This window comes from Rhodopila sp., assembly GCF_965276935.1.
Classification (GTDB): domain Bacteria; phylum Pseudomonadota; class Alphaproteobacteria; order Acetobacterales; family Acetobacteraceae; genus Rhodopila.
The window spans coordinates 1,008,309-1,025,969 of record NZ_CBDIBS010000003.1; the positions used below are offsets into that span (position 1 = coordinate 1,008,309).

Here is a 17,661-nt window from a genome sequence, read left to right on the forward strand (position 1 = left end):
CCGCTGGTGGTTGTGGCAGGCATGGTCATTTCTTGTCGGACATGATCGAGCCGCCGAACGCGCGAGGGTGGAGTGAGCCTGCCATTCGTCCCTGATTGTTCGAGCAAAGGTTGGCGAAAGCGTCTCCGGCGATGATAGCGGTGGCAGGAACGGAAGATCCCGACTGGCTGATCTGGAGCCGGGAAATCCAGGCGATCGCCCAGACCGGGTTGGCATTCAGCAAAGACCCCTATGACCGGGATCGCTTTGCCGCTTTGCGCCGGCTGTCCGCCCGGATCATGGCCGCGCACACCGCGGCGAACATCAGCCGGATCGAGCGCCTGTTCGACGCCGAGACCGGCTACGCCACCCCCAAAGTCGGCGTGCGCGCAGCGGTGTTCGACACCGCCGGGCGCATCCTGATGGTGCGGGAGGTCGAGGATGATAACCGCTGGACCTTGCCGGGCGGCTGGGCGGACGTAAACCAGACGCCGGCACAGTCGGTGGTGCGGGAAGTGTTCGAGGAATCCGGCTACCAAGTGCGTGCCGTGAAACTCGCCGCGGTGTGGGACCGGGCCAGGCAGGCGCAGCCGCCGACAGCGTTTTCCGTGGTACGGATGTTCTTTGTCTGCGCGCTGGAGGGCGGCACCGCGGCGACCAGCCTGGAGACAAGCGAAGTCGGGTGGTTCGCGGAAACCGACGTGCCGTGCGATCTGTCGCTGCGGCGGACGTCGGCGCATCACATCGGCCGGATGTTTGCTCATCGACGCGAACCGAGACTGGCGACCGAGTTTGATTGAGCGTCCCAAGGTGCGATCGTCGTGTCAAACCGCGGGCGGGGCGTGACGTTCAGGCGAGCGTGTCGATCGGCGAAGCGCATGGCCGTCGGTATCAAAGGTATGGAGCGAAATCGCCATGGTCACCGAGGCATCCGACCCGTTTGATCTGCAACGTTTTGTCGATGCCCAGAATCCCGTCTACGCGACGGTACTTTCCGAATTATCGGCTGGCCAGAAGCGAACGCACTGGATGTGGTTCATCTTTCCGCAGATTGGCGGCCTCGGCAGCAGTGCGATGAGCCGTAGGTATGCGATTTCGTCGCTGCAAGAAGCGAGGGTTTTCCTGGATCACCCCATCCTCGGCGCCAGGCTGAGGGAGACCACCAGGCTGGTGACCGTGGTCAAGGGCCGGACGGTGCAGCAGATGCTTGGTAGCCCCGACGATATGAAATTTCACTCCAGTATGACCTTATTCGCCAAAGCATCGGCGGATGACGAAATTTTCCGCACGGCGTTGCGGACGTTCTTTGACGGCAAGTCCGACGCGGCGACGCTCGCGAGGTTGTAAACCACGCGCGTTCTCCGCCAATACCTCGGGCGACCAGACGCGCGGCCGCCCGCTTCGATGGCCGACGGTCGGCTGTGGCGAAACCATGCGGTGAGCGGGGTGTCAGGCCTGGTTCCCGCCTTACGTCTCGCTGTCGACCGCCAGTGCCGTTCGCGTGCTTCGTGACGTCTATCGCCTCGGGCGAAACCGCATCATGGATGACCGCTCCGGTCCGTTCACACCAGCGTAAACTTCGGCAACGTCACATCCTGCGTCACCGCGTCGAACACCACCTTGACTGGCGCGCCCATCCGCAGGTTGTCCGTCCGGTCCACCAGATTGCTGACGATCACCGGGCCTTCCGCCAGCCGCACCAGGCACACCCGATAGGGCAGGTCATCCTTGTATCCGTCCCAGTATGCCCGGTGCATATCGACCCAGGACTCGAGCGTTCCCCGGCCCGAAGCCTCAACCCAAGTCTGATCCTCCGCCAGACACTTTGGGCAAATTGGGCCTGGCGGAAACCGTGTGTCGCCGCACGCCGGGCAGTGCTGCAGCATGAACCGACCTTGCTGCGCCGCTGCCCAAAATGGCTTGTTCAGTGTGTCCAGGCGCGGCAGTGGCTTGTCGTAGCTCATGAAACGTTCCTCCCTCAGCCGCTTGTGTAAATGATCGAGCGCGTACAGGGCGTCGCCTGCACGTACTGCACAACCTTGCAATCGGGGATCTGTCGGGTGCCGCATTCACCACGGAGTTGGCGGACCGCCTCGACGTTCAACGCCCAGCCTTGCATGTAGGAGTTCGACAGGTGGCCGCCATCGGTGTTGACCGGCAGCCGGCCGCCGAGGCTCAAGGCGCCATTCTCGACGAACGCGCCTGACTCGCCACGGCCGCAGAAGCCCAGGCCCTCCAGGCTGAACAGCACCGTTGGCGAGAAATTGTCATAGCACATCAACGCATCGACATCCTGCTGCGTCACTCCCGCCATCTCATACGCCTGTTTCCCGGCCGCACTGATCGCCGGATACCAGAAATCCATGTCGAAATTGGCGATCGAGGACGGGCTGAACGTCTCCCGCGCACCGATGCCGGAGATCAGCACCGGCGGCTGGGCGAAGTCCTTTGCTCGTTCCCTGGATGTCAGGATAAGGCAGACGGCGCCGTCGTTGATCAGGCAGTAATCCAGCAGCCGCAACGGGGCGGTGATGAAACGGGCGCTCTCGTGATCCTCGATCGTGATGGGGTTGCGCATCACCGCGTGCGGGTTCAGGCAGGCATGATACCGGATCGAGACTGAAACTTCCGCGAGTTGCCGCGTGGTGGTGCCGTACATCTCCATATGCCGGCGGAATGCCATGGCATGCGCGGCACCAGGGGAGGTGAATCCCCACGGGTCCCAGGTGCCGGGGCTTTCGTCGCCGCCATAGTTCACCCGCCGCGAGCGTCCGATATTCGCGTATAGCAACGCCGCGTAATCGCAGTGGCCGGCGGCGATGGCGGTCGCGGCCTCGATAATGCCCATCCCGGACATCCGTCCATGGCCAGGCAAGGTGATGGTCCAGCGTGGGTTCAGGCCGAGGATTTCGCCCATCCGGGCGTAGTACGGAATGCGGGAGACGAGCAGGCCGTCGATCTTGTTCTTGTCGATGCCGCAGTCGCTCACCGCGTTGCGGAACGCCTGCGCCGCAAGGCCGTAGTCATCAATATCCGGGAAGTTGCCGTACCGTGTGTTGCCGACGCCGATGACGGCGATCTTGTCCTTGAGTTCGTTCAGGTCGAACATCCGTTTCCTCCATTGGCGTGACGAGACAGCGGCAGGTGCGGCGCGAGGCCGTCAAAACCCGACCCGGTCGCCGCCCTTCAGCTTGAGCATCTCTCGCGCTTCCGCTGGCGTCGCGATCTCCAGACTCAGATCCTCCAGTATCCGCCGGATCTTCGCTACCTGCTCGGCGTTCGATGTCGCGAGCTTGCCCTTGCCGATGTAAAGACTGTCTTCCAGTCCGACGCGGACGTTGCCGCCGTTTATCCCGGCCATTGTGGTGAATGCCATCTGGTGCCGTCCGGCGGCCAGCACCGACCAGACATAAGCGTCGCCGAACAGCCGGTCCGCGGTTTCCTTGGCGAACAGCAGGTTGCGAGGTTCGGCGCCGATGCCGCCGGTGATGCCGAAGATCGACTGCACGAACAACGGCGGTTCGACAATGCCGCGATCCAGGCAGTAGGCCAGGTTGTACAGGTGGCCGATGTCGTAACACTCGAATTCGAACCGCGTGCCGTGGGCGCGGCCGAGCTTTTGGACGATGCCCTCGATGTCCTTGAAGGTGTTGCGGAAGATGAAGTTGTCGGTGGCGTCGAGGTAGGGTTTTTCCCAGGGAAACTTCCACGTCTTGATCCGGTCGCCAGCGCGGGAGATGTTGAAGTTCATGCTGCCCATGTTCAGGCTGCACATCTCAGGCCGTGCCACCAGCGGCGCGGCGAGGCGTTCTTCGAGCGTCATGGTCAGGCCGCCGCCGGTGGTGATGTTGATCACCGCGTCCGTGCTCTGCTTGATCGTCGGCAGGAAATTCATGAAGACAGCCGGATCGGGCGTGGGCGAGCCATCCACCGGGTTGCGCGCGTGCAGATGGATGATCGCCGCCCCCGCCTCCGCCGCCTCGATTGACGACCGGGCGATCTGCTCCGGCGTGATTGGCAGGTGGTCGGACATGCTGGGAGTGTGGATCGCGCCGGTGACGGCGCAGCTTATGATGACCTTGGCCATGGGCGGTTCCCCTTTGAATGCGAGCAAAGATGACTCTGCCGCAGCCTTGCCGGTAGGGCCAGGGCCGTCGGTCGTGTCCATATTCGCAAGTCAGCAAATGGCCGAAAGCGGACAGGTAGCCTCCGTGCGCGGTAGCGATGAAGTGGATCTTCAGCCGGCACATTCGTTGATAATCTGGCTGACCAGCAGATCGATGCGCGCCTCATGGCCTTCTGGCGGGATGCGGTCGCCACGACGCAGTACCGCTAGGCCGTGCAGCGCAGCCCAGGTGATTTCCGCCCGCAGGGCGGGATGTGCGTCAAAGGGCCTGAGCGCGCTAATCAGTTCGCCGAAGGCCGCCTTCAAGGGTGACGGCGTGTCTTCGCTGGCGAACTTGACATCGATCGGCAGCACGAACATGGCCTGATAGAGCGCCGGCCGCTCGGCTGCGAATGTCAGGTAGGCGCTGCAGACCGCTCGCAACGCTAGCCCCGGCTCATCAACAGCCGACTGCGCCTGGCGCAATTGGGCGGCAAGGTCTTCGAATCCCTCGATCGCGACGGCGCGCACGATCGCGCCCTTGCCGTCGAAATGGCTGTACAGCACCGGCTGGCTGTACTCCACGAGGTCAGCCAGCCGGCGCGTGGTCACCGCCTCCCACCCCTCGGCCTCGGCAAGATCGCGAGCCGCCGCGATGATTAGATCGTGGCGGCTGGCGCGTTCGCGGCGGCGGCGGTCTGCGACAGACATGCGCGTGTTTTACTGACGCTCGAAAGCCTGTCAACGCTATAAAATATCATTGGCATATTTCCTAGCGTTGCTAGATATTGGCTCCCGGCACAGGAAAGCCTCACATGTTCACCACCCTCGCTTCCATCGTCTCCGGCGTGATCGGCGTCGGCATCGCCCTCATCGGCGCTCGCTTCCTTTTGGTGCCGCAGGCCGCCGCGGCCGGATTCGGCATTCCGGCCGAGCCGCCTGGAGCGCAAACCCAAGTCGCCGGCCCCTACCCTTGGCTTTACGCGAAGGGGGTGCGCGACATCGCCTCGGGGATCTTCATCTGGGTCCTGCTGGCTAACCGGGCGCCGCACCTGCTGGGCGCCTTCATGGCCGCCGCCAGCGTTATTCCCGTGGGCGATGCGGTGATCGTCCTGCGCAGCGGCGGAACTCGCACTGCGGCCTTTGGCATCCACGGTGCCACGGCGGCAATCGCCCTGGCCGCCAGTGCGGCGCTGCTCATGGCCTGAGCGCCGCTTGATCCCTTCACGACCTCTTAGCACGGGAGCAACCCATGACTCTGTTCGGCATTTCCGCCGCAACCCTGCTGGCCTGGCTGCTCAGCCTCGTCTTTCTCGGCGCCGGCGTCGTCAACGCAGCCGGCTGGGCCGCAATCAAGGACGACTTCGTTCGCTGGGGCTACCCGCGCTGGTGGAATCTCGTGACGGGCTGGTGGTTGCGCTTATCGCGATGCCGGCCGCGCGCGTTGCGGGCCTTATGCTAGGCGCGGCGATCTGCGTCGCGGCCGTCGCGACCGTGGTTCGGTATAAGGACTACGGTCATTTCGCGCACAGTGTCGTCCTGACCGCGCTGTCGGCGCTCGATCTCGCGCTGCTCGTTGGCTGATCGCTATACGAAGCGAGTTTCAGAGAATGTTTCAGGTCCGGGCATTGGCGACCAGACCGCAGCAGATCGGCAGCTTTCCAGCACCGCCCCTGCTACTTTCCATTTCCGGAATGGGCGCTATGCGGCCATTCGCCGGATGACACGCGACAATACCTTGGCAGGTTGTTAGCATCCAAGCTCAACAGTGACGCGCCGTCGCCGGAGACCGCGATTCATGCCGAATCCTGTTCAATCGGCCGTTCGCGCCGTCGTCGAGGGTGCGGTCGAGCTGATCGCGGCCTGGAACCGAAAACGGCTGCCGCTGACGGGAGCCGCCTACGTGGTCGGCATCCACAAGCCAATGCACTCTGAACTGACGCTTGAGAATTTGGCCATCACCGGATCTATCCCGGCGGGTTTGACCGGCCGCTATCTCAAGATCGGCGCGAACCCGGTCAGTCCCGATCCCGCGGGGCATCACTGGTTTCTCGGCGACGGCATGGTGCACGGCATCGCTATCCGGGACGGCAGGGCCCTGTGGTATCGCAACCGCTGGATCCGCTCACGCCTGGCGGCGGCGGCGCTTGGACGGCCCGCCGCGCCCGGTCCGCGCAGGGGTCGCAACGACACCGTGAACACCAACGTGGTCGACATCGGCGGTCGCGCCTTCGCCCTGGTGGAGGCAGGCGGCTTCCCCGTCGAGCTCTCCGAGACCCTGGAGGAGCAGTGCTATAATCCGTTCGACGGAACGCTCGATGGCTCTTTCACCGGGCACCCGCACCGGGATCCGTTTACCGGCGAGTACCACGCCATCGCCTATGACGGCAGCGTCTGGGACGCCGTCCGCCACGTTGTCGTCTCGGCGACTGGCAAGGTGGTCCGCGACGTGTCGATCGCCGTGCAGCACGGCCCCTGCATCCACGATTGCGCCATCACCGCGCGGTTCGCCATCGTGCTCGATCTCCCAGTCACCTTCTCGATGCGGGCCGTGCTCGGCGGCCACCTGTTTCCGTTCCGCTGGAATCCGGCACACCAGCCCCGCCTGGGCCTTCTGCCGCGAGACGGTGAGGCGGCCGACATCATCTGGCTTGAGGTCGAACCGTGCTTCGTCTTCCACGTGGCCAATGCCTTCGATGGCGCCGACGGCCAGGTGATCCTCGACGTCGTCGCCTACGCCACGATGTTCGCCTCAGGCGCGAGCAGCCTCGACGCGCTGGGCCGGCTCGAGCGCTGGACGGTGGATCCTGCAACGCGCCGCATCAGCCGGCATGTGATCGACCCCACGCCGCAGGAGTTCCCCCGCATCGACGAGCGCCGCTTCAGCCAGAGCTATCGCTACGTCTACACCGTTTCCGTTCCGCTTGACGGCAATCCGCAACTTGTCGGCGCCACGCGGCTCTACAAGCATGATCTCGAGACCGGTTGCCGCCTTGTGCACGACTTCGGCGACGATCACCTGCCGGGCGAGTTCGTGTTCGTCCCGGCGACCGCCGACGCGGAGGAGGACCAAGGCTGGCTTCTCGGCTTGGTGATCAATACGGCGGACGAGACCACCGACCTCGTGATCCTCAATGCGCGATCCTTCGAAGCGGCCCCGGTTGCCACCGTCCGGCTGCCGCACAGGATCCCACCGGGTTTTCATGGAAACTGGTTTCCGGATGCGTAACGGCTAACAGCGGCCGATGTTTGCTTTCCGGCTCGTTGGCGCGTCGCCCCTCTGACCGACCTGTTTCGAAAAGCAACACTCACATACCATCAACCCACCTCACCCCTTCAGCGGTGTCAGAGCCGGCTGCGTCACGTGATCCTGCACCAGATCGATCAGCAGCACCCGGCCGCCCCAGTTGCGCATCAGGTCGGCGCCCTCCACGTCCTCGATCGACTGAGTGCCGCCCTTGACCAGCACATCCGGACGCAGCGCCTCGATCAATGCTTCCGGCGTGTCTTCCTCAAACAGGCAGACCTCATCGACGCAGGCGAAGCTGGCCAACACCGCCGCCCGCGCGGCCTCCGGCTGCACCGGGTGCGGCGCGCCTTTCAGCCGGTGCACGCTGGTGTCGGAATTGACCCCGACGATCAGCCGGTCGCAGCGGGCACGGGCCTGCTCCAGCAGATGGATGTGGCCTTGGTGCAGCAGGTCGAAGAATCCGTTGGTGAAGCCGACGCGCCAGCCGCGGTGACGCCAGCGCTCCGCCTGCTCCACCGCTTCCTCCCGCGTCACGATCTTTCGCAGGGCGCTGCGCTGCGGCGTCAGCGCGGACAGCAGATCAGCCTCCCGCACCACCGACGCGCCGACCTTGCCGACCGAGATACCCGCCGCCAAATTCGCCAGGCGCACCGCGACCGCCAGATCCAGCTTCGCCGCCAGCGCCGCCCCCAAGGTGGCCAGCGCGGTGTCGCCGGCCCCGGAGGTATCGTAGACGTCAGCCGCCTCGGCCGGAAAATGCAGGACGCGCGTGGCGTCCACCAGGGTCATGCCGTCATTGCCGCGGGTCACCACCACCGCGCCAAAGCCATGCTCGACACGCAGGTGCTGGGCGGCGGCGATGATCGCTGCCTCGGTATCCACCGGCATATGGGCCGCGGCGGCGAGTTCCAGACGGTTCGGCATCACCACATCGGCGCCGGCATAGCGGGCAAAGTCGCTGCCGCGGGGATCGACAATCAGCTTCCGGCCGGCCTTGCGCGCGGCCTCCACCAGCCGCACCGGCACATCGGCGGACAGCACGCCCTTGCCATAGTCGGACAGCACCGTGACGCTGGTCGCCGCCATCGCATCCAGCGCAATACGCAGCATCCGGTCAGCCAGCTTGGGGTGGATCGGGTCGGTCTGCTCCCGGTCGGCGCGGAGAAGCTGCTGGCCGGAGGCGATCAACCGGGTCTTCAGCGTGGTTGTCCGGCTGCCCTGCACCAGCAGCCAGGGCTCCACGTTCGGCTGGCCGCCAATCAGGCCGGTCAGGTCCGATCCCGCCTGGTCATCGCCGACGACGGAGATAAAAGCGGTCGCACAACCGAATGCCGTCAGGTTGCGCACAACATTGCCGGCACCGCCAGGCAGTGCGACTTCCCGGTCGATGGCCAGGATCGGCACCGGCGCTTCCTGGCTGATGCGGGATACTTCTCCATACGTGTAGCGATCGAGCATGACGTCGCCAATCACCAGTACGCTTGTATGGGCCAGACGCCGGACAGCGGCGGCAAGGTCGGGCTGCGGCTCATCCGCCCGAGAGGCGGAGCCGGGAGTGATCTGGTTCATTCGATCTGCCGTATCGAGGCTGTCATTATCGTGCAACCCATCTTCGCGTGCGACCGAGAAAAGAAGCAAGCGCAGACTGTTGCGATGCCGCGCCTGTATGACATCCGCGCCACATCCAAGTCCGCGGCAGCGGCCCGATTGAACGTCAAAGCAGTGCCGCCACTTTAGGCGCAAGACGGTCCGGCGCGGTTGACGGCGCGAAGCGTGCCCGCACGGCGCCGGTCCTGTCGACCAGGAACTTGGTGAAGTTCCATTTGATGCCGTCGCCCAGCAGGCCGGGCTTCTCGTGCCTGAGCCAGACAAACAGCGGGTGGGCGCTCTTGCCGTTGACCGCGATCTTGGCGAACAGCGGGAAGGAGGCGCCATAATTGCGCTCGCAAAAGGCGGCGATCGCCGCATCCGAGCCGGGCTCCTGGTGGCCGAACTGGTCGCAGGGAAAGGCAAGGATCTCGAACCCGCGCGGCCCGAACTGCTCGTAAAGCGTTTGCAAGCCCTTGTACTGCGGCGTGAAGCCGCACTTCGAGGCAACGTTCACCACCAACAGCGCCTTGCCACGGTAATCCGCGAGGCTGCGTTCTTCACCCGTTCCAAGCCTGGCGCTGAAGGCATAGATCGACATCACGTCCTTTTTGTTCATTCACGCACTCCGCCGACGGATATGGCCTTAGATTTGTCCGATCGCCGCTCCGGCAATCAGGCGTGGAGTTGAAGGCCTGATTGACGGAGCGGCTTGCGACCCGCGGCCAGGACATAATCGAAGGCGCCGTATACCGTGTTGGGGTCAAAGCGGAGCAAAAAGCGATACGGCAGGCGACCGGCCAAGGGAAGCCTGCCGAGCAAAGCCGGATCTTGCGCCAATGCCCGATGCCAGCCGGCAAACACGTCATCGCGGATCGACGTGACGTGCATGTCGACGAACCCGGCTGCTTGCAGCTTCGCGGCGTAGCTGTCACGCCTGTCGGCATTGGCGGCGGGTATCCGAAATGTCCGCGCGAACCTGGTCCAGTTGAAATCCTGCAGCCGACGGCGAAACCGATCCGCCGCCGGCGCATTGCGAATCACATCGGCCAGCACAAGACGCCCGCCTGGGCGCAGCACGCGGAACGCTTCGGCAAAGAAGCGCTCCCGCGTGTCGAAGTGGAAGGCGCATTCGACGGCGGTCACGACATCACATGACGCGTCCGGCAGCGGCATGTCGGTGGCCGACGCTTCACGCAGTTCGATCCGGTCCGCCATGCCGCGACGGCGTACGCGATGCCGCGCGATCCGCACCTGCGACGGGGTCACGTTCAGTCCGGTGATGCGGCGCGGCGCGAAACGCTCCATCCACAGCATGTCCTGGTCGGCGAAGCCAAATCCTACATCGACGACGTCATCATCCGGCCCCAACGCCGCCGTCTCCGCGACCAGTTGCGCCAGCGCCTCGCACGCCTCATCAATCGTACGAGCGTCTTTCCAGTAGCCCAGGTTCAGATAGAGCCCGCGCGCGGTGAACGCGTTGGTGGCAAGCAAACCGTACATCGCCGGCACGGTGACCGGTCGAAATGCGGGATAGGCCCGCAGCAGGGTGTGCGCCGCCTCGCGCAATCTGGCGCGAGGCGCGCCCGAAGCGTCACTGGCTGTCATCCAAACCTCCGGTCTAGCCAACCATCGGAAGATGGCGTCTCCGGCATGTCGCACAACCGGCCTCCGGCGCCGCCGAGGCCGTCGCCACCGATGCTCAACTTTGCAGAAAGCCGAGCTTGTCTTCCTCCAGCACGACGCAGGTCAGGGCGCCGCCGAGGACAGCGCCGGTGTCAATGGCGATCCGGTTCGGCAGCACGATCGGCTCGCGCTTCGGCGTATGGCCGTGAACGATGACAACCCCGTGATCTTCCCTGGAATTCAGGAACGGGTCCCTGATCCAAAGCATGTCGTGACGCGTCTGCTTATCTAGCGGCACGCCAGGCTGGATGCCCGCGTGCACGAACAGGTAAGGACCAACGCGGTGGTTGGTTGCCAGGTCCCGCAGGAACACCAGATGCTGGAGCGGCAGCCGAGCGGCCCAGTCGGCGGGTGGGACGGTCCGTCCAATGCCCCAGCTCAGCAGCGAGTCGGCACCGCCGTTGACCAGCCAGTGGGAAGGCGCGTCCTTGTCCGCCCCGGCCACCGCGGCCAGCATCATCTGCTCGTGGTTGCCCATCAGGTTGACAACCTCGTCCGCCGGGACCGGGGGACCGTTGATCAGCCAGTCCACCACCTGCGCGCTGTCGGTGCCGCGGTCGACGTAGTCGCCCAGATGCACCAGCGTCACGTTCCCAGATGGCCGATCCGCCAGGTCCTCGGTGATCATCTCATGCAGCGTGACCAGCCGATCAAGGCAGCCATGGATATCACCGATGGCATAGATGCGCTGGCCGGGCGGCAGGGTGGCGGGGGCGGCGAGAAGTTCGATCATGATCACGCTAAGGTATGCCGGACCGAGGCTTTGGCCAATCATCTCTTGGCGAAACGACGCGGGCACCGTAATCCAGGCGGCATGACAGCAATTCAGGTTGAGCGACTGATCAAGCGCTACGGCGACGTGCTGGCCGTGGACGAGATCGATTTCACGGCCCCCCAGGGTGCCACGGTCGGCCTTCTGGGCGGCAATGGCGCGGGCAAGACCACCACGATTGCCATGCTCCTGGGGCTTCTGATACCGACCTCCGGCCGCATCACGATGCTGGGGCATGATATGGCGAAGGACCGGTTCGCGGCGCTGGCACGGATGAATTTCTCGTCGCCCTATATCTCGCTGCCGCATCGACTAACAGTGCGGGAGAACATGCGGGTCTACGGCCACCTGTACAACGTGGCGCGGGTGGACCGGCGGATCGGTGAACTGGCCGCCGAACTGGACCTCGGCCTGATCCTGGACCGGCCGGCCGGGCAGTTGTCGGCCGGCCAGAAGACCCGGGTGGCGCTGGCCAAGGCGCTAATCAACCGGCCGGAGGTGCTGCTGCTGGACGAGCCGACCGCCAGCCTGGACCCCGATACCGGCGACATGGTCCGCACCTGGCTGGAGCGCTACCGGGCGGAAAGCGGCTGCACCATCCTGCTCGCCAGCCACAACATGGCGGAGGTGGAGCGGCTGTGCACCCATGTCGTGATGTTGAAGCAAGGCCGCGTGGTTGATCGTGGCAGCCCGGACGATCTGCTGACGCGATACGGCCGGGCGGATCTGGAGGATGTCTTCCTGGACATTGCCCGGGATCGGCGGCAGGCGGTGGCGGCATGACGCCGGCGCTGCGCCGCATCTGGGGCCTGATGTACCGGCACCTCGCGCTGTACCGCCGGTCCTGGCCGCGCCTGCTGGAGCTGTGCTACTGGCCGACGCTGCAGATGTGCATCTGGGGGTTCACCGCGAGCTTCCTGATGGCACGGATGGGTAACGCCGCCATCATGGCCGGCGCGGCGCTGCTGGGCGGCGTGCTGCTATGGGAAGTCACGCTGCGCAGCCAGATGGGCATGTCGATGTCCTTCCTGGAGGAAATCTGGTCGCGCAACCTCGGGCATATCTTTGTTAGCCCATTACGCCCGATCGAGCTGATCGCGGCGCTGATCGGCATGTCGATCATCCGCATGCTGCTGGGCGTGATGCCGGCGATCCTGCTCGCCTGGGCCTTCTACGCCTTCAACCTCTTTCTGCTCGGCCCCGTGCTGGTGCTGTTCTTCGTCAACCTGATGATGTTCGGCTGGTCGGTGGCGCTGGGCGTGGTCTCCTTGATCCTGCGGCACGGCGCGGGCGCGGAGGCGCTGGCATGGGGCGTGCTGTTCGGCATGGCACCGTTCTCCGCCGTATTCTATCCGGTGTCGGTGTTGCCGGCCACGCTCCGGCCGTTCGCCTTGGCGCTGCCGACCAGCCATGTGTTCGAGGGGATGCGCGGCATTCTGCTGAACGGGGTGGTCCGGTGGGATCATCTGGCCGCCGCTTCCGCGTTGAACCTGATCTGGCTGGGCGCCGCCGCCTTGCTGTTCGCCAGGCAGTTCCACCATGCGCGGGTCTGCGGCGCGCTCGTCAGCATGGGTGAATGATGGAGACGAACTTCTGGCTGATCCGCCACGCCCTGGTGGAGGAGAACGCCCGCGCCTTCCTGTATGGCGTGATGGATGTGCCACTGTGCGAGCCCACGCTGCTGGAACAGGCGCCGATGTATCGGTCTCTCGCGGCTCGCCTGCCGCGGCCGGCGGTGTGGCTGGTGACGCCGCTGTCACGCACCCGGCGGACGGCGGAGACGATCTTCGCGCATGGCTATCCGCCGGCGTCGCTGGCGGTCGAACCGGATCTGATCGAGCAGTCGCTGGGTGAGTGGCAGGGGCTGCCGCACGCCGACCTGCCGGTTCGGCTGAAACTGCCGGCGCATGCGTTCTGGCCGCTGGGCGGGGAGGAGACGCCGCCGGGTGGGGAAAGCATGGCCGATGTCATCGCCCGCGTCGGCACGGCCATGGAGCGGCTGGCGGAGACGCACCGCGGCCAGGACGTGGTGATCGTCAGCCATGGCGGGGCGATTCGCGGGGCGGTGGCGCATGCGCTGCGGATCGCCGCCGACAACGCCCTGCACATGGCTGTGCAGAATCTATCGCTGACGCGGCTGGAGCATAGCCGCGACGAGTGGCGGGTGATTTCGTTGAATGAGCTGCCGGGGTATTGATGATGGGACATCCGCCGAGGGCGCCGTCCGAACCCTGCTTCGACGGACAGCAAGATCGTGCCGGTAAATCGCGATCTTGTAGCTGGGCGACGTGGGTGCCGATGACGGGCGAGCTGGCTGGAGCTGAGCTGCTTCAATTGTGGCTCGAGTATAGTTTAGACTTCTTGTCAATTAGCGACGTGCCGCTTTGGGCGGGAACCAAGCATCCAGTCATATGTGTCCAACCTGTTAGGTCAACGAATGGGCGACATATTAAAGCCGCCATTGATCATTCGAGCCGCCCTGTTCCTTTTTCCCGCTCTCGGGCAGACTGTTCGCCATTAGCCGGAAGGAAACCGAGCCATGGGCATCACCGCCACATTATCCGAATTTACCGCCGAGATCCGCCTGGACAGGCTGCCGCCTCAGGTGGTCGATCGTGCCCGCTTCCTGGTCCTTGACCTTGTCGGAAACATTGTCCGTGCCCGTCACGACGCGGAAAGTACCGCGTCCTTCCTTGCTGCCACCAGGGCGATGGGCATGGCAGCCGGCAACGCCGGCGTGTTCGGCGATGCTGCCCGCTACACGCCCGCCGGCGCCGCCTTCCTGAACGGCGCGCTGGCTCACTCGCTGGACTTCGATGACACCCATGCCGCCGGATCGCTGCATCCCGGCGCCCCGGTCATCCCTGCCGCGCTGGCGGCCGGTGAGATGGTCGGAGCCTCCGGTGCCGATGTCCTGGCCGGCATTATCGCCGGCTATGAAGTGACCTGCCGCGTCGCCCTGGCGCTTCCCGCGGGTGAGCACTACGACCGCGGCTATCACCCGACCGCCACATGCGGCGCGTTTGGTGCCGCCGCTGCCGCCGCGCGGGTTTTCAGCCTGGACGCCGAGGGTGTCGCGAGCGCACTTGGTACTGTGTTGTCGCAAGCCGCGGGCAGCCTGCAATTCCTCGCCAATGGTGCCTGGACAAAGCGGTTCCAGGTCGGCTGGGCCGGGATGAACGGGCTGATGGCCGCAACACTGGTGCGCGAGGGCTTCAAGGGCGCGGCTGACGCGCTGGAAGGCAAGCATGGCTTCATGCGGGCCTATGCGCCCAATCCAACGCCGGAGCGTGCGGTGCAGGATCTCGGCGTGGTGTGGGAGCTGATGAACACGGCGGTGAAACCCTACCCATCCTGCCGCTATGGCCATGCCGGCATTGACGCGGCACTGGCGCTGCGCGCCGCCAACGACATCAAGCCGTCGGAGATCAGCGCGATCCGCCTCGGCCTGCCGAAAGCCGGCATGCTGCTGATCGGCGCGCCGGCGGAAAAGAAGGCCAACCCGCGGAACGTGGTCGATGGTCAGTTCAGCGGGCCGTTCGTGATCGCCTCGGCGCTGGCGACCGGCGCGATGGGCTGGGACAGCTATGCCCTGCTGAACGACAACACCGTACGCAGCTTGCTATCCAAGGTTACCTGCGCGCTCGATCCCGATGTCGAAGCGGAGTTTCCGACCAACATGTCCGGCAAACTGACGATCGAGGCGCGCGGCCAGCGGTTTGAACAGACCGTCGTGGTGCCGAAGGGCGAGCCTGGCAACTTCCTGTCGGAACAGGAACTGCGCGCCAAGTTCGCCGGCCTGACCGACGCCGTCCTTGGTGCCGACCGAGCCACCACCTTGGCCAACGCGGTGCTGGCGATCGACACCACCGCCGACGTGGCCAACATGATGCGCCTCGCCGCCCCGCTCATGTCGGCTCGACTCGCGGGCGAGTAGACGGGGGGATTAGAAGCGGGGGATTAGAAGCGAAACGCTATGGAGGCTGATCCGAACTGGTGCAGGCCTCCGGTCTGGCCTTGGAATTCCTGCGTCTGGGCGACATAGGCCACGGTCAGGCGCATGCCGAATGCCATGACGGCGAAACCACCTTGCAGTTCCCCCACGTCCCAGGTCTTGCCGACGTGCGGGCCGCCGCGAAACGGGGAGGATTGCAGCAGGATGTCATAGCCCACCGCCTGGCCGTCGGCGCCGACGAAGGCATACCAGACAAACGGTCTGGTCGGCTTGTAGGCATCGCCGCCACTCAGGCCGGGGCGCGGCCTTGGCACGCCAAAGTCGGAGTTCAGGCCCTGGCCAATCCGGAATGTGATGCCGGTCTGTAGGTAGTCGCGCACATCGCCGACCGCGACTGTCAGGGACGGCAGCGCATCGGTTTCCATTGCCGCGACGGTCGCGATAGGCAGCCGCCACGTTCGTTCATGCAGCAGTTCGACAGCCGCGGTGTTTTGGATCTGGTGGTTCCAGCCATTGACGACATTCTGGCTGATCAGATTGTGAAAGCCGTTCTGGATGCCCTTGCCGCCTGCCGCGGGCCCCAGAATGCCGAAGCTCAAGGCCAGCACGCTTCGGCTGTCGTCGGTGTCGCTGAGCAACGAGAAGTCGCCGAGCAGGAGTCCGGCATAAGGCCGGTCGCGGGGATTGGGAATGGTCGCCTGGGTGTTCACCGGGGTGTAGATCTGCTGCGACAGGTCGAAGCTGATCCGCTGCTGACCGTTACCCCACAAGGTGTGGCCGAGGTTTTGCAGAAAATCCGGAACCACGGTGGTCGGCGATGTCCACCCCAGCCGCAAGCCATTGACATAGAAGCGGTCGGTCGGCTTCGAGGCGGAAATGGAAGCGTTCTCGTCCTGCAACGTCCAGATGCTGGCGGTGTCCGGAGCCGGCTGGGCGCGGACCGAAACAGCCGGCAGCAGAATGGCAGCGGCGATGACAAGCGTCGTCATTCGGTTCATCAGGCAGGACTTCTTGTTGGGTCGGAATGCAGTGCGAGAAGATCGTCCGCGGGCGGTTTCGTCAATGCTTGAGGTGCTCCAGCGGAAAGTCTAGTTTCGGTGTCCACCGGATGGGTGGCCGAGCGGTTGAAGGCAGCGGTCTTGAAAACCGCCGAACGTGCAAGCGTTCCGTGGGTTCGAATCCCACCCCATCCGCCGAAGTTCAAGACGCGCAGACTGTTAACGCATGGTTAAGACATCCGGTCCAGCCTGATTTCCTGTCTTGGCGGCGGGTATAGACCGCCGTGCGCATTTTGTACGTTAAAAAGATTTGTTCCAGCGAAGGGTGACGCAGCGATACCTTGCCCTATCCTGACGCGGGGGAGCGGCGCCTGTCCCCGGATGCCGCAAAGCCGCGATCAGCCTCGGCGAAAGCTTCCTTGCATGCGGCGATACCGTCAGGCCAGCCGAGACCACCCATGGATCAGGCTCCGCCAGCCAAGATAACGGGTCCGTCAGCGTCATCCGATGCCGTCAGCTTTGACGTCCGGGCATCGACATGGCGGCTTCCTCGGCCAGTCTTCGTTGCTGAACAACCACCTTGTCTCTCTCGACAATCGCACGGAATGATTCCGTCGTTAATGCCCAGTCGAGGATATCCACCCGGAACGGCAAGTCGGACTCGGAAAAGTCCTCACACATTGATCCGCTGACCTCGAACGACAAAGGCGTTTCGGTTATGATGGCAAGATCCAGATCGGAATAGCGGCGGGCGGTTCCCTGTGTGCGTGATCCGAAGGCCCAGACGTCGTAATCCGGCACATGCGTCGCCAGGATTTGGCGTACGATCGCCAAACAGTGTGACGATATGTCAAGCATTCCTCGCCTCCAGCTCAGCGAGCAACAGAGCCGCATCGCGCGCAAAATTCAGGCTTGTGGCATAAACCCGCGCCGCGACCGCCAGATCATAGGTATGCGAGGTCTCGTTCCGTGCCTGATGATAGCCGAACCAGTTCTCGACGTCCTCGATCAGCCGGTTCTCGGCAGCGATGCGGAACAGGTCGCGCCGGTTCAGGCCGTCCACGCTGCTCCGGCCAATATCCGCCTCCAGCCTGCGCCGCATGAATTTCCAGCATAGTTCATAGGTGAACTCGAAATGCTGGATGACGCCGGACCTGATCACCTCTCGGGTAATCTCGTCCTGGGCGGCCATGAAAGGGATGTCCTCGCTCTTGGCCTGGACGGCCCGCAAGGCGGTGACGGCGTTACGCAGACTGTGCAAGATCAGCGGCATGGCCTCTCCTCGCCAGGCCAAGGGCGTCCCCTCGGCTTCTGTCGTCTACCATACCA

21 protein-coding genes and 1 tRNA gene are annotated in these 17,661 nt (G+C 64.5%); 11 read left to right on the forward strand and 11 right to left on the reverse strand.

From position 1 onward, the window contains the following. The first annotated feature begins 131 nt into the window (after positions 1-131). Both ACQY4S_RS12465 and ACQY4S_RS12470 read left to right on the forward strand, forming a co-directional pair. Positions 132-779: an NUDIX hydrolase gene (locus ACQY4S_RS12465; RefSeq protein ID WP_428485524.1), complete on the forward strand. Its 648-nt coding sequence runs from the start codon at positions 132-134 to the stop codon at positions 777-779. Between the two features lie 115 nt (positions 780-894). Next, positions 895-1,326, forward strand: a complete 432-nt coding sequence (locus tag ACQY4S_RS12470; RefSeq protein WP_428485525.1) for a DUF1810 domain-containing protein — start codon at positions 895-897, stop codon at positions 1,324-1,326. Positions 1,327-1,541: 215 nt separating this feature from the next. Here the strand turns inward: ACQY4S_RS12470 and ACQY4S_RS12475 are convergent, their stop codons facing one another. The 4 genes from ACQY4S_RS12475 to ACQY4S_RS12490 all read right to left on the reverse strand — a co-directional run bounded on the left by ACQY4S_RS12475 (position 1,542) and on the right by ACQY4S_RS12490 (position 4,795). After that, positions 1,542-1,943: a Zn-ribbon domain-containing OB-fold protein gene (locus ACQY4S_RS12475; protein WP_428485526.1), complete on the reverse strand. Its 402-nt coding sequence runs from the start codon at positions 1,941-1,943 to the stop codon at positions 1,542-1,544. A 14-nt stretch (positions 1,944-1,957) separates the two neighbouring features. Next, positions 1,958-3,088: a thiolase family protein gene (locus ACQY4S_RS12480; RefSeq protein WP_428485527.1), complete on the reverse strand. Its 1,131-nt coding sequence runs from the start codon at positions 3,086-3,088 to the stop codon at positions 1,958-1,960. A gap of 51 nt (positions 3,089-3,139) precedes the next feature. Continuing rightward, on the reverse strand, positions 3,140-4,066 hold the full coding sequence (locus ACQY4S_RS12485) for a 3-keto-5-aminohexanoate cleavage protein (protein ID WP_428485528.1): 927 nt from the start codon (positions 4,064-4,066) through the stop codon (positions 3,140-3,142). A 150-nt stretch (positions 4,067-4,216) separates the two neighbouring features. Beyond that, a complete protein-coding gene (locus tag ACQY4S_RS12490) occupies positions 4,217-4,795 on the reverse strand; it encodes a TetR/AcrR family transcriptional regulator (protein ID WP_428485529.1) in 579 nt (192 codons plus the stop codon). A gap of 104 nt (positions 4,796-4,899) precedes the next feature. On the opposite strand from ACQY4S_RS12490, the gene ACQY4S_RS12495 reads away from it, so the two are divergent. From ACQY4S_RS12495 to ACQY4S_RS12510, 4 genes are all read left to right on the forward strand, one after another. Beyond that, positions 4,900-5,292, forward strand: a complete 393-nt coding sequence (locus ACQY4S_RS12495; protein ID WP_428485530.1) for a DUF4267 domain-containing protein — start codon at positions 4,900-4,902, stop codon at positions 5,290-5,292. 44 nt (positions 5,293-5,336) lie between these two features. Then, positions 5,337-5,546, forward strand: coding sequence for a hypothetical protein (locus ACQY4S_RS12500; protein WP_428485531.1), 210 nt, complete (start codon positions 5,337-5,339; stop codon positions 5,544-5,546). Next, on the forward strand, positions 5,540-5,668 hold the full coding sequence (locus ACQY4S_RS12505; RefSeq protein WP_428485532.1) for a hypothetical protein: 129 nt from the start codon (positions 5,540-5,542) through the stop codon (positions 5,666-5,668). Before ACQY4S_RS12500 ends, ACQY4S_RS12505 begins: the two co-directional genes overlap by 7 nt. A 214-nt stretch (positions 5,669-5,882) precedes the next feature. After that, on the forward strand, positions 5,883-7,313 hold the full coding sequence (locus tag ACQY4S_RS12510; protein WP_428485533.1) for a carotenoid oxygenase family protein: 1,431 nt from the start codon (positions 5,883-5,885) through the stop codon (positions 7,311-7,313). 99 nt (positions 7,314-7,412) lie between these two features. On the opposite strand, the gene ACQY4S_RS12515 is transcribed toward ACQY4S_RS12510, so the two are convergent. The 4 genes from ACQY4S_RS12515 to ACQY4S_RS12530 form a co-directional block, all read right to left on the reverse strand. Then, positions 7,413-8,903 (reverse strand): PfkB family carbohydrate kinase, encoded by a 1,491-nt coding sequence (locus ACQY4S_RS12515; RefSeq protein WP_428485534.1) that lies wholly within the window; start codon positions 8,901-8,903, stop codon positions 7,413-7,415. 145 nt (positions 8,904-9,048) lie between these two features. Further along, positions 9,049-9,522, reverse strand: a complete 474-nt coding sequence (locus tag ACQY4S_RS12520; protein ID WP_428486266.1) for a glutathione peroxidase — start codon at positions 9,520-9,522, stop codon at positions 9,049-9,051. Positions 9,523-9,596: 74 nt separating this feature from the next. After that, the gene (locus ACQY4S_RS12525; protein WP_428485535.1) at positions 9,597-10,529 is read right to left on the reverse strand and encodes a class I SAM-dependent methyltransferase; all 933 of its coding nucleotides are present in this window, start codon (positions 10,527-10,529) and stop codon (positions 9,597-9,599) included. Positions 10,530-10,623: 94 nt separating this feature from the next. After that, positions 10,624-11,340 carry a metallophosphoesterase family protein gene (locus tag ACQY4S_RS12530; RefSeq protein ID WP_428486267.1) on the reverse strand — a complete coding sequence of 239 codons (717 nt, stop codon included), beginning with the start codon at positions 11,338-11,340 and terminating at the stop codon, positions 10,624-10,626. 81 nt (positions 11,341-11,421) lie between these two features. Here ACQY4S_RS12530 and ACQY4S_RS12535 point away from each other — a divergent pair, with 81 nt between their 5' ends. The 4 genes from ACQY4S_RS12535 (at position 11,422) to ACQY4S_RS12550 (ending at position 15,316) form a co-directional block, all read left to right on the forward strand. After that, positions 11,422-12,162 carry an ABC transporter ATP-binding protein gene (locus ACQY4S_RS12535; protein ID WP_428485536.1) on the forward strand — a complete coding sequence of 247 codons (741 nt, stop codon included), beginning with the start codon at positions 11,422-11,424 and terminating at the stop codon, positions 12,160-12,162. After that, positions 12,159-12,959 (forward strand): ABC transporter permease, encoded by an 801-nt coding sequence (locus ACQY4S_RS12540; RefSeq protein ID WP_428485537.1) that lies wholly within the window; start codon positions 12,159-12,161, stop codon positions 12,957-12,959. Before ACQY4S_RS12535 ends, ACQY4S_RS12540 begins: the two co-directional genes overlap by 4 nt. Further along, positions 12,956-13,576 (forward strand): histidine phosphatase family protein, encoded by a 621-nt coding sequence (locus ACQY4S_RS12545; protein ID WP_428485538.1) that lies wholly within the window; start codon positions 12,956-12,958, stop codon positions 13,574-13,576. The genes ACQY4S_RS12540 and ACQY4S_RS12545 overlap by 4 nt, the downstream gene beginning before the upstream one ends. A gap of 342 nt (positions 13,577-13,918) precedes the next feature. Next, entirely contained in the window at positions 13,919-15,316 is a 1,398-nt protein-coding gene (locus ACQY4S_RS12550; protein ID WP_428485539.1) for an MmgE/PrpD family protein, read from the forward strand. Between the two features lie 23 nt (positions 15,317-15,339). On the opposite strand, the gene ACQY4S_RS12555 is transcribed toward ACQY4S_RS12550, so the two are convergent. Continuing rightward, positions 15,340-16,323 (reverse strand): lipid A deacylase LpxR family protein, encoded by a 984-nt coding sequence (locus ACQY4S_RS12555; RefSeq protein WP_428485540.1) that lies wholly within the window; start codon positions 16,321-16,323, stop codon positions 15,340-15,342. A gap of 117 nt (positions 16,324-16,440) precedes the next feature. Here ACQY4S_RS12555 and ACQY4S_RS12560 point away from each other — a divergent pair. Then, a tRNA-Ser gene (locus tag ACQY4S_RS12560) sits at positions 16,441-16,527 on the forward strand. A gap of 318 nt (positions 16,528-16,845) precedes the next feature. Here ACQY4S_RS12560 and ACQY4S_RS12565 read toward each other — a convergent pair. Next, on the reverse strand, positions 16,846-17,226 hold the full coding sequence (locus tag ACQY4S_RS12565) for a nucleotidyltransferase family protein (protein ID WP_428486268.1): 381 nt from the start codon (positions 17,224-17,226) through the stop codon (positions 16,846-16,848). Next, complete coding sequence (locus ACQY4S_RS12570; protein WP_428485541.1) at positions 17,183-17,605, reverse strand: HI0074 family nucleotidyltransferase substrate-binding subunit; 423 nt, start codon at positions 17,603-17,605, stop codon at positions 17,183-17,185. The genes ACQY4S_RS12565 and ACQY4S_RS12570 overlap by 44 nt, the downstream gene beginning before the upstream one ends. Positions 17,606-17,661: the final 56 nt, after the last annotated feature.

Bases quoted from the DNA above. Each gene is read 5' to 3' on its own strand.
- ACQY4S_RS12465 (WP_428485524.1), top strand. From the start codon at position 132: ATGATAGCGGTGGCAGGAACGGAAGATCCCGACTGGCTGATCTGGAGC.
- ACQY4S_RS12470 (WP_428485525.1), top strand. From the start codon at position 895: ATGGTCACCGAGGCATCCGACCCGTTTGATCTGCAACGTTTTGTCGAT.
- ACQY4S_RS12475 (WP_428485526.1), bottom strand. From the start codon at position 1,943: ATGAGCTACGACAAGCCACTGCCGCGCCTGGACACACTGAACAAGCCA.
- ACQY4S_RS12480 (WP_428485527.1), bottom strand. From the start codon at position 3,088: ATGTTCGACCTGAACGAACTCAAGGACAAGATCGCCGTCATCGGCGTC.
- ACQY4S_RS12485 (WP_428485528.1), bottom strand. From the start codon at position 4,066: ATGGCCAAGGTCATCATAAGCTGCGCCGTCACCGGCGCGATCCACACT.
- ACQY4S_RS12490 (WP_428485529.1), bottom strand. From the start codon at position 4,795: ATGTCTGTCGCAGACCGCCGCCGCCGCGAACGCGCCAGCCGCCACGAT.
- ACQY4S_RS12495 (WP_428485530.1), top strand. From the start codon at position 4,900: ATGTTCACCACCCTCGCTTCCATCGTCTCCGGCGTGATCGGCGTCGGC.
- ACQY4S_RS12500 (WP_428485531.1), top strand. From the start codon at position 5,337: ATGACTCTGTTCGGCATTTCCGCCGCAACCCTGCTGGCCTGGCTGCTC.
- ACQY4S_RS12505 (WP_428485532.1), top strand. From the start codon at position 5,540: ATGCTAGGCGCGGCGATCTGCGTCGCGGCCGTCGCGACCGTGGTTCGG.
- ACQY4S_RS12510 (WP_428485533.1), top strand. From the start codon at position 5,883: ATGCCGAATCCTGTTCAATCGGCCGTTCGCGCCGTCGTCGAGGGTGCG.
- ACQY4S_RS12515 (WP_428485534.1), bottom strand. From the start codon at position 8,903: ATGAACCAGATCACTCCCGGCTCCGCCTCTCGGGCGGATGAGCCGCAG.
- ACQY4S_RS12520 (WP_428486266.1), bottom strand. From the start codon at position 9,522: ATGTCGATCTATGCCTTCAGCGCCAGGCTTGGAACGGGTGAAGAACGC.
- ACQY4S_RS12525 (WP_428485535.1), bottom strand. From the start codon at position 10,529: ATGACAGCCAGTGACGCTTCGGGCGCGCCTCGCGCCAGATTGCGCGAG.
- ACQY4S_RS12530 (WP_428486267.1), bottom strand. From the start codon at position 11,340: ATGATCGAACTTCTCGCCGCCCCCGCCACCCTGCCGCCCGGCCAGCGC.
- ACQY4S_RS12535 (WP_428485536.1), top strand. From the start codon at position 11,422: ATGACAGCAATTCAGGTTGAGCGACTGATCAAGCGCTACGGCGACGTG.
- ACQY4S_RS12540 (WP_428485537.1), top strand. From the start codon at position 12,159: ATGACGCCGGCGCTGCGCCGCATCTGGGGCCTGATGTACCGGCACCTC.
- ACQY4S_RS12545 (WP_428485538.1), top strand. From the start codon at position 12,956: ATGATGGAGACGAACTTCTGGCTGATCCGCCACGCCCTGGTGGAGGAG.
- ACQY4S_RS12550 (WP_428485539.1), top strand. From the start codon at position 13,919: ATGGGCATCACCGCCACATTATCCGAATTTACCGCCGAGATCCGCCTG.
- ACQY4S_RS12555 (WP_428485540.1), bottom strand. From the start codon at position 16,323: ATGACGACGCTTGTCATCGCCGCTGCCATTCTGCTGCCGGCTGTTTCG.
- ACQY4S_RS12565 (WP_428486268.1), bottom strand. From the start codon at position 17,226: ATGCGGCTCTGTTGCTCGCTGAGCTGGAGGCGAGGAATGCTTGACATA.
- ACQY4S_RS12570 (WP_428485541.1), bottom strand. From the start codon at position 17,605: ATGCCGCTGATCTTGCACAGTCTGCGTAACGCCGTCACCGCCTTGCGG.